The sequence below is a fragment of the Streptomyces sp. NPDC051105 genome, from assembly GCF_040682795.1.
Classification (GTDB): Bacteria; Actinomycetota; Actinomycetes; order Streptomycetales; family Streptomycetaceae; genus Streptomyces.
Map to the genome: position 1 here is coordinate 1 of NZ_JBFBBR010000024.1, position 15,486 is coordinate 15,486.

A 15,486-nucleotide genomic window follows, 5' to 3' on the forward strand; every position below is an offset into this window, starting at 1 on the left:
TAACGGCAACTCATCCCCACAATCGCCAACGGCTCATCCACCCGCGACGAACGCCGGACCCGCACCACCCGCCGCTCATCAACACCCTCACCCCCACCAACCTCCGCCAGCAAGAACCGGGCGACGGCCGCGGGCGACGGATGATCAAAGACCAGCGTCGACGGAAGCCGCACACCACTCGCCTGCGTCAGCCGGTTACCCAACTCCACCGCACCCAGCGAATCGAAACCCAGCTCCTTGAACGCCCGCCCCGGGTCGATCGCAGCAGCCGAAGCATGCCCCAACACCGCCGCGACCTGCGCCAACACCAACTCCAGAACCACCCGCTCCCAGTCCGCCTGCGGGACATCGGCCAACCGCTGCGCGAGCGAACCACCGGCCCCGGCACGTCGCACCGGCATCCGCACCAACCCACGCAGGAGTGCCGGCAGCAGGCCCGACCGGGCCTGCGCCCGCAGGGCAACGAGGTCCAATTGCACCGGCACGACCAGGGCCGCATCGCGCCGACAGGCCGCGCCGAACAACTCCAAACCCAGCTCGGTCGGCAACGCCCTGACACCCATCCCGGCCCACCGGGCAACACCGCCCTCGTCCAGCTCCCCGGTCATCCCGGTCGCATCCGCCCACAGCCCCCACGCCAACGAGGTCGCCGGCAAACCAGCAGCACGACGCTGCGCAGCCAACGCATCAAGCCCGGCATTCGCCGCGGCGTAATTGCCCTGACCAGGACTGCCGATCAGAGCCGCCACGGACGAGAACAGCACGAACGCCGACAACTCCATGCCCGCGGTCAGCTCATGCAGATGCAGGGCCGCATCCACCTTCGGCCGCATCACCCGCTCCACCTGCTCAGCCGTCAACGACGTGATCACACCGTCATCCAGCACACCGGCCGCATGAATCACCGCCGTCAACGGATGCTCCAACGAACCGATCAGGCCAGCAAGTTGGTCACGGTCGGACACGTCACACGCCTCGACCCGCACCGAAGCACCCAACGCCTCCAGGTCCTGCACGAGTTCACCGACACCCGCCGCCCCCGGCCCACGCCGGCTGACGAGTAGGAGCCGCCTGGCACCATGCTGTGCGGCCAGATGCCGGGCGAACACCGCACCCAGACCACCCGTACCACCCGTGATCAGGACCGTGCCGTCGGGATCCAGCACCGGCGCCTCGACCGATGCGGAGGACGCCCGCGCCAGCCTGGGCGCCAGGAACCCGCCACGACGGACAGCGAGCTGAGGCTCCTCCAGAGCAGCCAGCACACCCCAGTCCGGCACACCACCGTCGGGATCACCGTCGACGTCCACCAGGGTGATCCGCCCCGGATGCTCCGACTGCGCACTACGCACCAGACCCCACACCGGCGCCAACACCAGATCCGGAACCTCATCACCCACCGCGATCGCGTTCCTCGTCACCACCACCAACCGCGCATCAGCCAACACCTCACTCGCCAACCACCGCTGCAACAACCCCAACACCCGCACCACAACCGAAGACGACGCCCCATCCGCCAGCCCCGCGACCTCGGCAACCACCACATCCGGAACGGCCGCGCCATAAACGACGGCCTGCTCCAGCGCATCCAGATCAACCTGCGGTGACTCACCGAGCACCGCGACCTGCGGTGGAGTCGTCGACGGTGCAGGAAGCGGCACCCAGTCGACTGTGAACAGGGACTCGTTCCCGGCCCGTTGCCCGCTTGTCAGCCGCGCCGGATCCACCGGCCGCAGTACCAGCCTCTCCACGCTCACGACCGGCTGGCCGTACTCATCGGCCGCATCGACGCGCAGCGCGCCTTCACCCGCCGGCACGATCCGGACCCGCACCCGCGAGGCAGCACCGTTCCCCAGCCGCACCCGGGACCAGGAAAACGGCAACTCCGCCGGAGCCGAGGCCGCCCTCTCCAACAGCCCACCGTGCAGCACCACGTCGAAGAGCGCCGGATGGATAGTGAAGCCCTCACCACCGGCATCCTCGGCAAGCACTACCTCGGCATACACCTCTTCGCCATCGCGCCAGGCCGCCCGCAGCCCCTGGAACACCGGCCCGTAGTCATACCCGGCGTCCGCCAGACGCGTGTACAACGCCTCGACATCAACCGGCTCGGCACCCGGCGGCGGCCACTCGACCGGCAACACCGACACCAACGGCTGCGTCTCCGCCACGAGCACACCCCGCGCGTGACACACCACCTCGGGCCGCTCGCCTTCACCCCGCTGCTCCGCACGGGAGTAGAGCACGACCGCACGGCGGCCATCCTCATCGGGCTCGCCGACAGTGACCTGCAACTGCACCGCCGCACTGCCCTCAAAGATCAGCGGTGACTCCATGACGATCTCTTCGAGCACCGGGCTGCCCGCGTGCTGCCCTGCCGTCACGGCCAGTTCGACCAGCGCGGTGCCGGGCACGATCACCATGCCGAGTACACCGTGGTCCTGCACCCAGGGCGCACTGTCCTGCGACATGCGTCCGGTGAACAGCCACTCGTCCCGCTCCCCCACCTGGACAGCGGCAGCCAGCAGTGGGTGGTCGAGCCGCCCGAGTCCGGCAGCAGCCGCGTCACCGGCCCCGGCACCAGAGGCCAGCCAGTACCGTTCCCGCTGGAACGCATACGTCGGCAACCCCACGCGCCGAGCACCCATGCCCGCATAGAACGCCTGCCAGTCCACCGGCACACCCGCCAGATGCGCCTGCGCCAAAAACGCGGCGAACGTCTCCGACTCGGGGTGACGCGCCCGCAACACGGTCGCGAACACCGCCTCCGTGTCCTCATCCACCGCCTGACGCGCCAACGCCGTCAACACACCATCCGGACCAAGCTCCAGGAACCGGGTCACACCCTCGGCCTGCAGAGTACGAACCCCGTCCGTGAACCGGACCGCCTGACGGACGTGATCCACCCAATAGCCCGGATCAGCCAGCTCCGCCGACACCAGAGCACCCGTCACATTCGACACCACCGGGATCCCGGGAACACCGAACGTCAGCCCGTCCGCAACCTTGCGGAACTCCGCCAACATCGGCTCCATCCGATGCGAATGGAACGCATGACTCACCCGCAACCGAGTCGTCTTCCGGCCCTGCCACCGCGGCAGCCACTCATCAAGCGCATCCAGATCACCGGACACCACCACCGAACGAGGACCGTTCACCGCAGCGATCGACAACCGGCCCTCGAACCCGGCCAGCTCCCCGGCCACCTCCTCCTCCGCCGCCTGCACCGCCGCCATCCCACCACCAGCCGGCAACGCACCCATCAACCGCCCACGAGCCACCACCAGCGCACACGCATCCGCCAGCGACAACACCCCCGCCACGTGAGCAGCCACCAGCTCACCCACCGAATGCCCGATCAGATAGTCCGGGCGCACTCCGAGGGACTCGACCAGCCGGAACAGGGCCACCTCGACCGCGAACAACGCGGCCTGAGTGAACTCCGTCGCATCCAGCAGCCCCGCATCCGCAGAGCCCTCCTCGGCAGCCAGCAGGCTCTGAAGCGAACGGCCCAGCCGCGGGTCCAGCTCCGCGCACACCTCATCCAACGCCCGCGCGAACTGCGGGTAAGCGGAGGTGAGTTCCACACCCATCCGCGCCCGCTGCGCCCCCTGCCCCGTGAACAAGAACGCCGTACGACCCGCACTCACCCGACCGTCGAACACACCAGCCGCCGGTACACCACCGGCCAAAGCCGCAAGCCCCGCCAGCAACCCCTCCCGATCCGACGCCACCACCGCAGCCCGCTGCTCCAACTGCGCCCGCGACACCACCGACGAGAAAGCGACATCCACCAACCCCACCCCAGGCGAAGCCACCACATGCGCACGCAACCGCTCCGCCTGCGCACGCAACGCCACCTCACCCCTACCCGACACCACCACCGGCACAGGCACCGGCACCGACGCGGCAGGCGACGCAGCGGGCAACTCGGCCACCGGACGCTCCGTCGGCTCCTCCGCCGGCGCCGCCGTCAGCACGACGTGGCAGCAGGTGCCGCCGATACCGAACGACGACACCCCCGCCGCGATCGGCTGTCCTTCCCCCGGCCACGGTTCGTTGGCCGTGCCCACGCGGAGGCCCAGTCCGTCCAGGTCGATACGCGGGTTCGGCCGGGTGAAGTTGAGGCTCGGGACGAGTTCGCGCTTGTCGATGCAGAGCGCGGTCTTGATCAGGCCCGCGATGCCCGCCGCGCCTTCCAGGTGCCCGATGTTCGTCTTGACTGAGCCGACGACGAGCGGGGTGGCCCCTGCCCGCCGGTAGGCCGCTCCCAGCGCTTCCGCCTCGATGGGGTCACCGACCGGCGTGCCGGTTCCGTGGAGTTCGACGTACTGCACCTGCGCGGGGGCGACTCCGGCCTGTTCCAGAGCCGTGGTGATCGCCCGTTGCTGAGCGGTGGCGCTCGGGACCGTCAGCCCGTTGTCTCCGGTGCCGGTGCCGACGGCGCTGCCGTCGATGACGGCGTAGACGTGGTCGCCGTCCTCGATGGCGCGCGCGAGCGGCTTGAGGACGACCAGGCCACCGCCCTCGCCGCGCACATAGCCGTTCGCCCGCTCGTCGAAGACGTAGCTCCTGGCGTCGGGCGAGAGCGCGCCCGCGGCTTCGACTACGACGCTGCTGAGGGGGGACACGTTGAGGTGGACGCCGCCCGCCAGCGCGATGTCGGACTCGCCCTTTCGCAGGCTCTGGCAGGCGAGGTGTACGGCGACGAGGGAGGACGACTGTCCGGTGTCGACGGTCATGCTCGGGCCGGACAGGCCCAGGGTGTGGGAGACGCGGTTGGCGATCAGGGAGCGGCCGACGCCGGTGAGGGTGTGCCGTGTGACACCACGGCCGCCTGCCATGGCCACGAGGTCCGAGTAGTCGGCCGCCATGACGCCGAGATAGACGCCGACGTTCGCCGGTGTCTCGTCCGTCGGGTTGTTCGAGGTCGTCGACGCCCGGGTCTGAGCCCCCACAACGATGCCCGCGTCCTCCAGGCCCTGCCACGCCAGTTCGAGCGCGAGCCGTTGCTGGGGATCCGTCGCGACCGCCTCGCGGGGAGCCATGCGGAAGAAGTTCGCGTCGAACTCCTCGACCCCTTCGACGAATCCGCCGCGTTCGGGGCCGAAGGGCCGGCTCGTGTCGCGGTCGCGGATGGCGTCGCCACCTTGGTGCAGCAGTTGCCAGAACTCGTCGGTGTCCGCTGCGCCCGGCATCCGGGACGCCATTCCCACGATCGCGATCTGCTGCCGATCGGCCCCCGTCATGGCATTCCTCCGTCATGGATGCAGTCCGCAGGTCGTCCTCATACGGAGAGTAGGCAGCGGTGTCGCCCCGGAGCCGGGCCCTGTCCGGAAACTGCCAACCTTGGGAGGAACGTCGTCGGCGCACCGCGATCGGCCGGTTCCGGGCCGGGCAGGCGCCCCCGGGGGAAGTCCCGGCAACACCTGGGGAAGTCCTTGGAAACGCCTGGGAAGCGAACGGAGAGGCCCTTGGAAGTTATTGGTTACTACTGTCATGCTGCAGCCATGGGAGCTGAGCGCCGTACGGCGACGCAGCGACGGGCGCAGGCGATCGCCGCCGGTATGCGGGTGTTCGCGGACCATGGGCTGACCGCGTCGGCGCTGCAGCATGTCGCGGACGAGATCGGGGTCTCGCCGTCTTATGTGTTCCGGCTGTTCGGGAACAGGCAGTCGTTCTTCCTGGCCTGCGTGGACGAGTTGGAGGACCAGGTCATCGGCGCCTTCCGCGCGGCGGCGGAGGCCTGTCCGGACGCCCCTCTGCAGGCGATGCGGGACGCTTTCCGGGACCTGATCGCCGACGGGGTCGCCAGCGGCCTGTTGCTCCAGGCGTACGCCGCCGCGCGTACCGACGAAGAGGTGGCGGCGCGCTGCCGCTCCCTGGTCGCGGGGGTGCTGGCGGAGGCCGAGCGGCTGACCGGCGCGGGCCGCGACGAGCTGGCGCGGTTCCTGGCGGACGGCGCGCTGGTGGCGCTGTCGCAGTCGCTCGGTGTGGATCTGACCGGCGGGAGCTGTGCGACCGTTGCTCGGCCGCAGCACGCCCAGGAAGTCCGTCCACTCCAGGCGACTCGCCTCACCAGTACGGAAATCTCTACCACGAGGACGGCCTCATGAACCCTCTCCTGCTGCCCATCGTCGCCGCTCAGGGACTGTGGGTGCGCTCGAAGACCGAGAGGATCCCACCGGCCGCCGGCCCGACGGAGGGGTCGGTGGGAGACGGGTCCGGGCCGCCGGTGCGCATCGGCGTCCTGGGCGAGTCGACCGCGGCCGGCTGTGGGGTCGGTACCCAGGAGGAAGGGTTCCCGGTGCTTCTCGCCCGCGAACTCGCCGCCCGGACCGGCCGGCCCGTCGAGTGGCAGGTGGTGGGTGAGTACGGTGCCACGCTCCGGCGTATCCGCCATCGGCTGATGCCAGGGCTCGGGGAGCAGTTGGACGTCGCGCTGCTCCTCGCGGGGGTCAACGATGTGCTGGCGCGCCGCACCCCGCGGGAGTGGGGGGACGATCTCGGTGCGATCGTCGACGATCTGGCCGGGCGGGCCCAGCATGTCGTGGTGACCGGGACGCCGCCGTTCGGGTCCCTGCCGTCCCTGCCGAGGGTCCTGGCCGGGTACCTCGCCGAGCAGGCGGCGGGTCTGGACGAGGCCTCGCGGCGGGTGTGCGCCGAATCTCAGCGGGCGACCTGGATCGGCTCGGAGGTTCTGCTGCCGATGGGCCCGGAGTTCTTCGCCCGGGACGGCTTCCATCCGGGGGCCACCGGTTACCGGCTTTGGGCGGAGGCGGTCGCGGACCATCTCGCCGAGCGCCGTGGCGATCTCCTTGCCAAAGCGGTCTGATCGCCGTACACCACACCCCCTGCCGTCCTGCGGCTCCTGCCCTCCTGTACTCCTGCCTCCTGCCTCCTGCCCCTGGAATCCGAGACCGCGCGGCGCACCACATGCCTGGAGTGATGCAACCCATGGCCGAAGAACCGCCGTTCATCGACGAGCACACCGTGTTCGTGAAGGCCTCCGCCGCCGCCGTGTGGCGGGCCCTCATGCGGGTGTACGGCGGCCGTGGGTCCGTACGGCCCTCCGGGATGGAGGCGTACGGGCATCTGGTGGGCGCCGAACCGCGGCGGTGTTCCGGAGAACCGCTCGCCGAGGGTTCGACGCTGCCCGGCTTCGAGGTGGCGGAGTCGGTACCGGGGCGTCTGGTCCGGTTCACCGGCCGCCACCGGTTCTCGCGGTACGCGCTGGTCCTGGCCCTGGAGGAGCGGGACGGCGGGACGGTGCTCGGTGCGCGCACCTATGCGGAGTTCCCCGGGCCTGCCGGCTGGGCCTACCGGCGGCTCGTGATCGCGTCCGGCGCGCACGCGGTCCTGATGACGCGTCAGCTCCACGCGGTACGGCGTCGGGCCGAGGCGTCCGGGACGGCTCGGTGACCTCCCTTGTCAGGTGGGCGGGTTGCCGTGCTTGCGCAGCGGCAGCGACTGGTGCTTCCGGCGCAGCATCGCCAGGCCCGCGATGAGCGCCGTCCGGGTCTCGGCCGGGTCGATCACATCGTCCACCAGTCCTCGTTCGGCCGCGTAGTAGGGGTGCATGAGTTCGGTCTTGTAGGCCTTGACCAGTTCGGCGCGGGTGGCCTCGGGGTCGGCCGCCTCCTGGATCTCGCGGCGGAAGACCACGTTGGCGGCTCCCTCGGCGCCCATCACCGCGATCTCGTTCGTCGGCCAGGCGTAGGCGAGGTCGGCGCCGATCGAGCGGGAGTCCATGACGATGTAGGCGCCGCCGTAGGCCTTCCTGAGGATCAGCGAGATCCTCGGCACCGTCGCGTTGCAGTACGCGTACAGCAGTTTCGCGCCGTGCCGGATGATCCCGCCGTGCTCCTGGCCGACCCCGGGCAGGAATCCGGGCACGTCCACGAGTGTGATCAGCGGGATGTTGAACGCGTCGCAGAACTGTACGAAGCGCGCGGCCTTCTCCGAGGAGTGGATGTCCAGCACGCCGGCCAGGGCCCGCGGCTGGTTGGCGACGATGCCCACGACGTGCCCGTCGAGGCGGGCCAGGGTGCAGATGATGGAGAGGGCCCAGCGCTCGTGCACCTCCATGTGCTCGCCGTCGTCGACGAGTTGCTCGATGACGGCGCGCATGTCGTACGGGCGGGTGCCGTCGGCCGGTACCAGGGATTGCAGGGTCGCTCCGGTCGGGTCGGCCGGGGCGCCGGCGGGGAAGGTCGGTGGGGTCTGCCGGTTGTTGTCGGGCAGCATCGAGAGCAGGAAGCGCACTTCGGCGAGGCAGGTCTCCTCGTCATCGTACGCGAAGTGCGCCACTCCCGAGGTCTCGGCGTGCACGTCTGCGCCGCCCAGGCCGTTCTGGGAGATCTCTTCGCCGGTCACCGCGCGGACCACGTCGGGTCCGGTGATGAACATCTGGGAGGTGTCGCGGACCATGAAGACGAAGTCGGTCAGTGCCGGGCTGTAGGCGGCCCCGCCCGCGCACGGGCCGAGCATCACACTGATCTGGGGGATCACTCCGGAGGCCTTGGTGTTGCGGGCGAAGATGCCGCCGTAGCCGGCCAGAGCCTGGACGCCTTCTTGGATGCGGGCGCCCGCTCCGTCGTTCAGTGAGACCAGGGGGGCGCCGGCGGCCAGCGCCATGTCCATGATTTTGTGGATCTTCGTGGCATGGGCCTCGCCGAGGGAGCCGCCGAAGATCCGGAAGTCGTGGGCGTAGACGAAGACCGTCCGGCCCTCGACCAGGCCCCATCCGGTGACCACACCGTCGGTGTGCGGGCGCCTTCCTTCGAGGCCGAAGCCGGTCGCCCGGTGCCGGCGCAGGGTCTCGACCTCCTGGAAGGTTCCCTCGTCGAAGAGCAGGGCGAGGCGCTCGCGGACCGTCAGTTTGCCCTTGCTGTGCTGCTGTTCCGTGCCGCGTGTGTTGCCGAGGACGATCTCGTCGCGGATGGCTGTCAGTTCGGCCGCGCGCGACGCGGCGTCGTTCTCCGTCATATCCGGTATCCCCCCGTGCGGTCGGTCCGGCCGGCGGCGTCGACCGGTGCCGCCGGCGGGAGCAGTCCCAGTTCGGCCGCCCGAACCCCCAGCTGGAATCGGGAGTTGGCGCCGAGCAGAGTCATGATCTCCGCGACATAACGTCCGTAGGTGCGCACGGAGATGGTGAGTTCGCGGGCGGCGACCTCGTCGGTGACCCCTGCGTGCAGGGCGCCGAGTATGCGCCGGGCCAGTGCGGTGCGTTCGCTGTCGCCCAGGACGATCTTCTCGACAGCTGGTAAGGCGTCGCTCCACACGCTCTGGAAGAGCGCGCGGATGGCGTGCAGTACCTCCGGCACCCGGATGACGGAGGACTTGATGCCGGCGGCGGACTCGGTCGTCACGAAGGCGGCGCGGTCGTCGACGACGAGGGCGTGCAGTGGGGGCATCCGGGCCACTCGGACGGCCACCGGACGTGGCCGTCCGCACTGGTCGCGGACGAATGCGGCGTCGAGCAGCGGCGGGATGGTCAGCAGGCGTACGGAGACGCCCGCGGCCGCGGCGTAGAGTTCCCGCTCCGCCCGGGTCGACAGGCACGGGTCCGCCCCCCGGGCGCGAAACCGGTGTGCGTACACGACATCGATGGAGCGGGTGGCCTCGCCGATCAGGCTTCGTGCCGTGTTGAGCAGGGCGTCCCTGCTCACAGTGGTGATCAGTCGTTCGCGTTCGTTGCGGTGGTGGTGTGCGGCCGCGGACGCCCCGATCAGCGCCCGCACGTCGAACAGTGCTTGTTCCAGTACGTCTTCACGTGTTGCGGACAAGGTTCCCCGTCCCCCGGACTGTTTTGATCACGGGTGAGCCGTACGCCGGCGACGTCGTTGGGCTCGGCGTGGCTTACCTCAGTTGTTCGGCCTGTCGGGTCATGCCGGGAGCAGGCCGTACTCCACCGCACGCACTCCTGCTTGGAAGCGGGAGTTGGCGTCGAGTTCACGCATGATCTCCGCGACGTAGCGCCGGTAGGTGCGCAGCGAGACGTTGATCTCGCGTGCCGCGGCCTCGTCGGTGTGACCGTCGCGCAGCCGCCGCAGGATGTTCTGGACGAGTTCGGTGCGCAGCCGCGGGCTGAGCCGCGGCCTGCCGGGCAGCGGACGACCCCCGGACCATGCTCCGACGAAGAGCAGTTGGAGGGTGCCCACGGCCGCCGGGTCGTCGATGACCACGGACTGGCCACCGGTCACCTGGTCGGGTGCGGATACGAGTGCGGTCACGCCGTCGGCCACCACGATGCCGCGCAGTTCCCCTTCGGAGACGCGTGCTTCGATCTGGCGGCCGGGGAGGTCCTGGAGACGTTTCATCGAGTCACGTGCGGTCTCGGCGGCGCAGAGGAGCTGCACGGGGAAATGGTTCGGGGTCCTGGCCAGGTGCCAGAAGACCGATTCCGTAAAGGGGCTGGAGCCGGTGAGGGTCACGGCCAGGGAGCGTCGGCATCTGCGGATGACCCGCCGCACGGTGCGATCCTCCTCGCACTCCTCTTTCGCCATGCCCGGATTCAGCCAATGCACCGTCATGTCCACGTCGCGAGACCCCCGTATCGCGTTTCAGCCGTTGTTCGCTGTCGACATCCTTGCGCTCGCCGCCTTCACGGCCCCAGAACCACTCTGACCTGGTAATTCGAGGTATCTTATTGAATCCGAAACCAATCGGACTCCGGCGAGCACCAGCCCGTCGAACCGGAGACCGACATTAGAACCTCGATTCGGATTCAGTCAACTTTCCCCAAGGCCACCAGAGTACCGGAAGTTAAAATTCCCTTTCCTTGGTCATCATTCAACTACAGGGTTTCCGTCGTCGGCACCTCGAACTCGGCATTTATGCAACGCCCACAGCGCCTTACGTACAGAACGAATAGATTCGGCCAGCCCCATCTGGCCAGTCGCCACGTCTGACGCGGCTCTCACGGAAGTCCTGGACCACGCGAGGGTCGCATCCGCCCCCGAGAATTTACGACGCGGTAACAGCTTCCGAGGTTGCGTTCCGCGTCGCCTCGCATCCCACCTATCACGTGCACAATTACACAGAAACACCCGGAGAAACACTGGTGGATGACCGGAGCTCGGGCCGTCGGCAAACGCCTGGCCTTCAGCCGGACAGCGCTCCCCGCCGCGGCGGCCGGACGGCGCATGGTGGCCAGACGGCGCATTGGGGCCAGACGGCGCATTGTGGCCAGGCGGCGCCTTGCGAGGCACCCGCGGATCCCGCGCGACCTGCTGCGCGCTGCGCGCGCCGGGCAGCTCACGACCGAAGCCGGCGGGCGGTCACGACCAGCAAAGTGCCCGTCCGACCCTCGCGTTGGGGCCGGACGCATCCCACCCCGCACCGCCTCGATTCAGCCTCGGAACCGGGTGAACCGGGGCGGTGCGAAGACCCCGGGACATCACGCGGAGCGGATGCACTCGGCGAGCCGATGGCGGTGACGTGGCGCCTCCCCCCGGCCCTTCCACTCAGCCGCCGCAGGGCGGCGCCGTTCGAGCACCCGTAAGCCCGTCCGAAGGACGCGGCGCACTGGGTTTTACCGGCGCCGCGGTGATGCCGGATTCGGTGCCCAACTCCCTGCAAATACACTTCCACCGCTTCCTGGAGGGTTACTCCTACGGCCGCAACTCGCATACGCGGACAGGGTCACCGCGGTGACCGGTGGAGCGGTGCCCCGATCTGGCCGACAGGCCTCGCCCGATCGACGAGCTGCGCGTGCGCCTCAAGCGCCAGGCCGACACCATCGACCCGTCCGCCGCCGGCAGGGCGGACCTCACACCCCCACGCTGCAGCCCACGCCTGACCGACTGTCGAGACCTTGATCAGCCCACCGCCTCCACCCCCACAATCTCCTGAAATTACGGTTTCTTCCGCTATCCCGTCGACGGCATTTCGAGGTCGCCGCCCATGACCGCTATCAGCTGGAATCGCAGCTGATGTGAAAAGAGTTGACAGCCCCCGCGCCGGGACAGGTCCGTCGCCAGACCGACACCGCAGGGAATCTCCCGCCGAACACACAATGTGGCCCACCGCGTATCCCGGCTCGCCCGCACCCCCCCGCCACGAGTAGGCGGCCGCCCTTGATCACCACCGTCGGCCACCTGTCGGCTCAGCGACGACACGCTGTGAGGGCACGCTCGGCGGCGAGCACAGCGGGGTGAGGCCCTGCCGCTCCGCCTGCCGCCACCCGGTCCCGGACGGCGGCCGCTTCACCGGCAGACCGGCCGGTGGACAGCCGCCCCCGTAGCCAATATGAGGATTCCTTCAGGACCGCGATGACCCGCGCGGCGAAGTAGCGCCGCCGCCGCGCGCGTGACCCAACGCCAGCTCAGTCGGACGGCGTCCGTGGTACGGATCGCGGCGCGCCCACCGGCGCCGGCAGGGCCGAGGCCGTCGCCACCCACGTCCCGACCCAGGCGGTCGTCATGCCGGCAAAAGACCCCCAGGGACGACGGCGACTCCTTCGAGGAAGCGGTGCGCGGCAACGAACCGACGATGTCGCGCCACGCACCTGCCACTCCCGGCCCGGCCAGTATGTGGATGGGAAAATCCAGTTCATCAGTCCGCAAATCGATCACTGGATCGGTGTAATCGGCACAGATGCCGGACCAAAAAGCGATCTAGCTTCGGAGTGCACGGGGGCCGTACGGACCAGAAAGGCATCGAGGCACTCATGCCCATCCCGCATACCGACGTCATGACCGCACGCGAGTTCGACACCCTGACCGCTTCGCCCGGACCCGACCGCCCGCCCCTCGACGACCGCACGCCCGTCGACCACCTGCTCCCGCCCGTCGACCACCTGCTCCCGCCCGTCGACCACCTGCTGCTGCCGGTCGACGAACTGCCCGCGAACGCGTCCTCGCCCGACCTGGTCGGCCGCCGAGTGCGCGACGAGCTCATGCTCGACGGCAACGCACGGCTCAACCTCGCCACCTTCGTCACCACCTGGATGGAACCGCAGGCACGGCAGTTGATGGCGGAGACCGCGGAGAAGAACCTCGCGGACCGCGCGGAGTACCCGCAGATCACCGCCATGGAGGAGCGCTGCGTACGGATGCTCGCCCGGCTCTGGCACGCGCCGTACCCGGAGCAGGTCCGCGGCTGCTCCACCACCGGTTCGAGCGAGGCGGCCATGCTCGGCGGCCTCGCACTCAAGCGTCGCTGGCAGGACCGCCGGCGGGCCCAGGGCAAGGACACCGCACACCCGAACCTCGTGATGGGCGCGAACGTCCAGGTGTGCTGGAAGAAGTTCGCCAACTACTTCGAGGTGGAGCCGCGTTACGTCCCGATGGAGCCGGGCCGCTACCACCTCACGCCGGACACGCTCACCGCCTACTGCGACGACAACACGATCGGTGTCGTCACCGTCCTCGGGTCCACCTTCGACGGCTCCTACGAGCCCGTCTCGGACATCTGCCTGGCCCTGGACGGATACCAGACCGCTACCGGCACCGACATCCCCGTCCATGTCGATGGCGCGTCCGGCGCCATGGTGGCCCCCTTCCTCGACCCGGGGCTGCTCTGGGACTTCCAGCTCGAACGGGTCGCCTCCATCAACACCTCGGGGCACAAGTACGGGCATGTCTTCCCCGGACTGGGCTGGGCCCTGTGGCGCAACGCCGAGGCCCTCCCCGACGACCTGGTCTTCGAGGTCGACTACCTCGGCGGCCGCTCCCCCAGTTTCACCCTCAACTTCTCCCGCCCGGGCGCGCACGTCGTCGCGCAGTACTACAGCTTCCTGCGGTACGGCTTCGACGGGCTGCGGAACCTGGCGGCCCAGAACCGTACGACGGCCCGCGCCCTGGCCACCCGCATCCAGGGCATCCCACCCTACGAACTGGTCACCGACGGCTCCGAACTGCCCGCCTTCGCCTTCCGCCTGGCGCCCGGCACCGAGGGCCTGACGGTCTTCGACGTCTCCCAGGCCATGCGCGCCCGCGGCTGGCACCTGCCCGCGTACACCTTCCCCGCGCCCTGCCAGGACGTCTCCGTCCTGCGTCTCGTCGTACGCACCGGGTTCACCGCCGAACTCGCGGGCATGTTCATCGCCGACCTGACCGAGGTCACCCGCCGACTGCACGGCGGCCGCCCGACGCCCCCACCGCCGCAGACCCCTCCGGCCGTCCCCTGACGGCGAGTTGAGCCGGAAGGCGGACGCCGCCGAACCGCCGGACAGCCGAATCGCACCGACCGCGGGCGTCTTTGCATCACTCTCACAGAACCCACCCTGCGCTTGATGTTTCAACTGTTAGGCTCGCGGCCACTCCCCCCACCTGGCTCAGGAGAATCACTGTGCGGGACGGCAACGTAGTGGTGATCGGCGGCGGTTACGCGGGCATACGACTGGCGAAGAAGCTGGACGCCGCGGCGCATGTCACGCTCGTGGACCGCAAGGAGGTCTTCTTCCACCGCATCGCCTCGCTACGGGCGGGTGTGCGCCCGGAGTGGACGGGCGCCCCGTTCATCCCGTACGACAAACTGCTCACCAACGGCCGCGTGGTCGTGGGCAAGGCGGTCCGCGTCGACACCGTCGAGCGCCGTGTCACCCTCGCCACGGGCGACCGGCTGCCCTACGACGTGCTGGTCATCGCCACCGGTGCCGACTACCCCGAACCGGCCCGCTTCGTCGGCTCCACCCCCGACGAGGCCGCGAAGGCCTTCGCCGAGCACCAGCACAACATCGCCGCCGCCGACCACATCCTGGTCGTCGGTGGCGGTCCCTCCGGCGTCGAACTCAGCGCCGAGATCCGGCTGGCCCGGCCGGACGCCCGGGTCACCCTCGCGCACTCCGGGCAGGAGCTGCTGCACTCCACGGGCAGCGCCCGCGCCGGCCGCAAGGCCCGGACCTGGCTGGCCGCCCACGACGTGGCGGTCCGGCTGGACGCCTTCATGTCCCCCGGCACCGACTTCGGCACCTACCGCGACGCCCACGGCGAGGTCCTCGCCGCCGACCTCTCCTTCTGGGCGACCGGCACCACCCCCAACACACTCTGGCTGCGCCTGGCCGGGCACGGCGACTGGCTGACCGGGACGGGACACGTCAAGGTCGACCGGACGCTCCGGGTCGAGGGCAGGCCGGACGTGTTCGCGGTCGGCGACGTGAACGACGTCAGCGAGCTCAAGGTCACCCCGGCCGCACTCGCCCAGGCGGAGGTCGCCGCCCACAACATCTCTTCCTACCTGCGCAGTTCGGGGCGGCACAGCAAGAAGCCACGCGCCTACCGGGCCGTCCGCCGCACCCCGCTCATCGTGCCCTTCGGCCCGGCCGACGGGGTGACCGTGCTGCCCGTCCCGCTCGGCGAGAGCGCGGTCCTCGGCACCCGGGCCACCACCATGGCCAAGGCGAAGACCCTCATGACCCCCTATATGCGACGCCAGCTCGGCTACCCCTCGGCCTGACCGCACCCGGGCGCCACGCCGCACAGCACCGACCGATGGATCACCGGTGCGGCGAAACGCCGGGAACCCCCGGCCGCGTACCGG

At 69.7% G+C, this 15,486-nt stretch carries 9 protein-coding genes; 5 read left to right on the top strand and 4 right to left on the bottom strand.

Annotation, left to right across the window (positions count from 1 at the left end; all coding sequences use genetic code 11):
* Positions 1-5,249, bottom strand: a 5,249-nt coding sequence (locus AB0N16_RS38335) for a type I polyketide synthase (protein WP_365805100.1), incomplete at its 3' end; no start/stop codon positions are given.
* Positions 5,250-5,510: 261 nt separating this feature from the next.
* On the opposite strand from AB0N16_RS38335, the gene AB0N16_RS38340 reads away from it, so the two are divergent.
* The 3 genes from AB0N16_RS38340 (at position 5,511) to AB0N16_RS38350 (ending at position 7,422) form a co-directional block, all read left to right on the top strand.
* Positions 5,511-6,116, top strand: a complete 606-nt coding sequence (locus tag AB0N16_RS38340) for a TetR/AcrR family transcriptional regulator (protein WP_365805102.1) — start codon at positions 5,511-5,513, stop codon at positions 6,114-6,116.
* On the top strand, positions 6,113-6,835 hold the full coding sequence (locus tag AB0N16_RS38345; protein ID WP_365805104.1) for an SGNH/GDSL hydrolase family protein: 723 nt from the start codon (positions 6,113-6,115) through the stop codon (positions 6,833-6,835). Before AB0N16_RS38340 ends, AB0N16_RS38345 begins: the two co-directional genes overlap by 4 nt.
* Positions 6,836-6,957: 122 nt before the next feature.
* Positions 6,958-7,422 carry a hypothetical protein gene (locus AB0N16_RS38350; protein WP_365805106.1) on the top strand — a complete coding sequence of 155 codons (465 nt, stop codon included), beginning with the start codon at positions 6,958-6,960 and terminating at the stop codon, positions 7,420-7,422.
* 9 nt (positions 7,423-7,431) lie between these two features.
* Here AB0N16_RS38350 and AB0N16_RS38355 read toward each other — a convergent pair whose 3' ends face one another.
* The 3 genes from AB0N16_RS38355 to AB0N16_RS38365 all read right to left on the bottom strand — a co-directional run bounded on the left by AB0N16_RS38355 (position 7,432) and on the right by AB0N16_RS38365 (position 10,361).
* On the bottom strand, positions 7,432-8,988 hold the full coding sequence (locus tag AB0N16_RS38355; RefSeq protein WP_365805108.1) for an acyl-CoA carboxylase subunit beta: 1,557 nt from the start codon (positions 8,986-8,988) through the stop codon (positions 7,432-7,434).
* Positions 8,985-9,788, bottom strand: coding sequence for a LuxR family transcriptional regulator (locus tag AB0N16_RS38360; protein WP_365805110.1), 804 nt, complete (start codon positions 9,786-9,788; stop codon positions 8,985-8,987). Before AB0N16_RS38360 ends, AB0N16_RS38355 begins: the two co-directional genes overlap by 4 nt.
* Before the next feature lie 99 nt (positions 9,789-9,887).
* Positions 9,888-10,361 carry a hypothetical protein gene (locus AB0N16_RS38365; RefSeq protein WP_365805112.1) on the bottom strand — a complete coding sequence of 158 codons (474 nt, stop codon included), beginning with the start codon at positions 10,359-10,361 and terminating at the stop codon, positions 9,888-9,890.
* Positions 10,362-12,673: 2,312 nt separating this feature from the next.
* Between AB0N16_RS38365 and AB0N16_RS38370 the strand changes: the two genes are divergently transcribed.
* Positions 12,674-14,134 (top strand): glutamate decarboxylase, encoded by a 1,461-nt coding sequence (locus AB0N16_RS38370; RefSeq protein ID WP_365805114.1) that lies wholly within the window; start codon positions 12,674-12,676, stop codon positions 14,132-14,134.
* Between the two features lie 161 nt (positions 14,135-14,295).
* Positions 14,296-15,402 (top strand): FAD-dependent oxidoreductase, encoded by a 1,107-nt coding sequence (locus AB0N16_RS38375; protein WP_365805116.1) that lies wholly within the window; start codon positions 14,296-14,298, stop codon positions 15,400-15,402.
* The last annotated feature ends 84 nt before the right edge of the window (positions 15,403-15,486 follow it).

Bases quoted from the DNA above. Each gene is read 5' to 3' on its own strand.
- AB0N16_RS38340 (WP_365805102.1), top strand. From the start codon at position 5,511: ATGGGAGCTGAGCGCCGTACGGCGACGCAGCGACGGGCGCAGGCGATC.
- AB0N16_RS38345 (WP_365805104.1), top strand. From the start codon at position 6,113: ATGAACCCTCTCCTGCTGCCCATCGTCGCCGCTCAGGGACTGTGGGTG.
- AB0N16_RS38350 (WP_365805106.1), top strand. From the start codon at position 6,958: ATGGCCGAAGAACCGCCGTTCATCGACGAGCACACCGTGTTCGTGAAG.
- AB0N16_RS38355 (WP_365805108.1), bottom strand. From the start codon at position 8,988: ATGACGGAGAACGACGCCGCGTCGCGCGCGGCCGAACTGACAGCCATC.
- AB0N16_RS38370 (WP_365805114.1), top strand. From the start codon at position 12,674: ATGCCCATCCCGCATACCGACGTCATGACCGCACGCGAGTTCGACACC.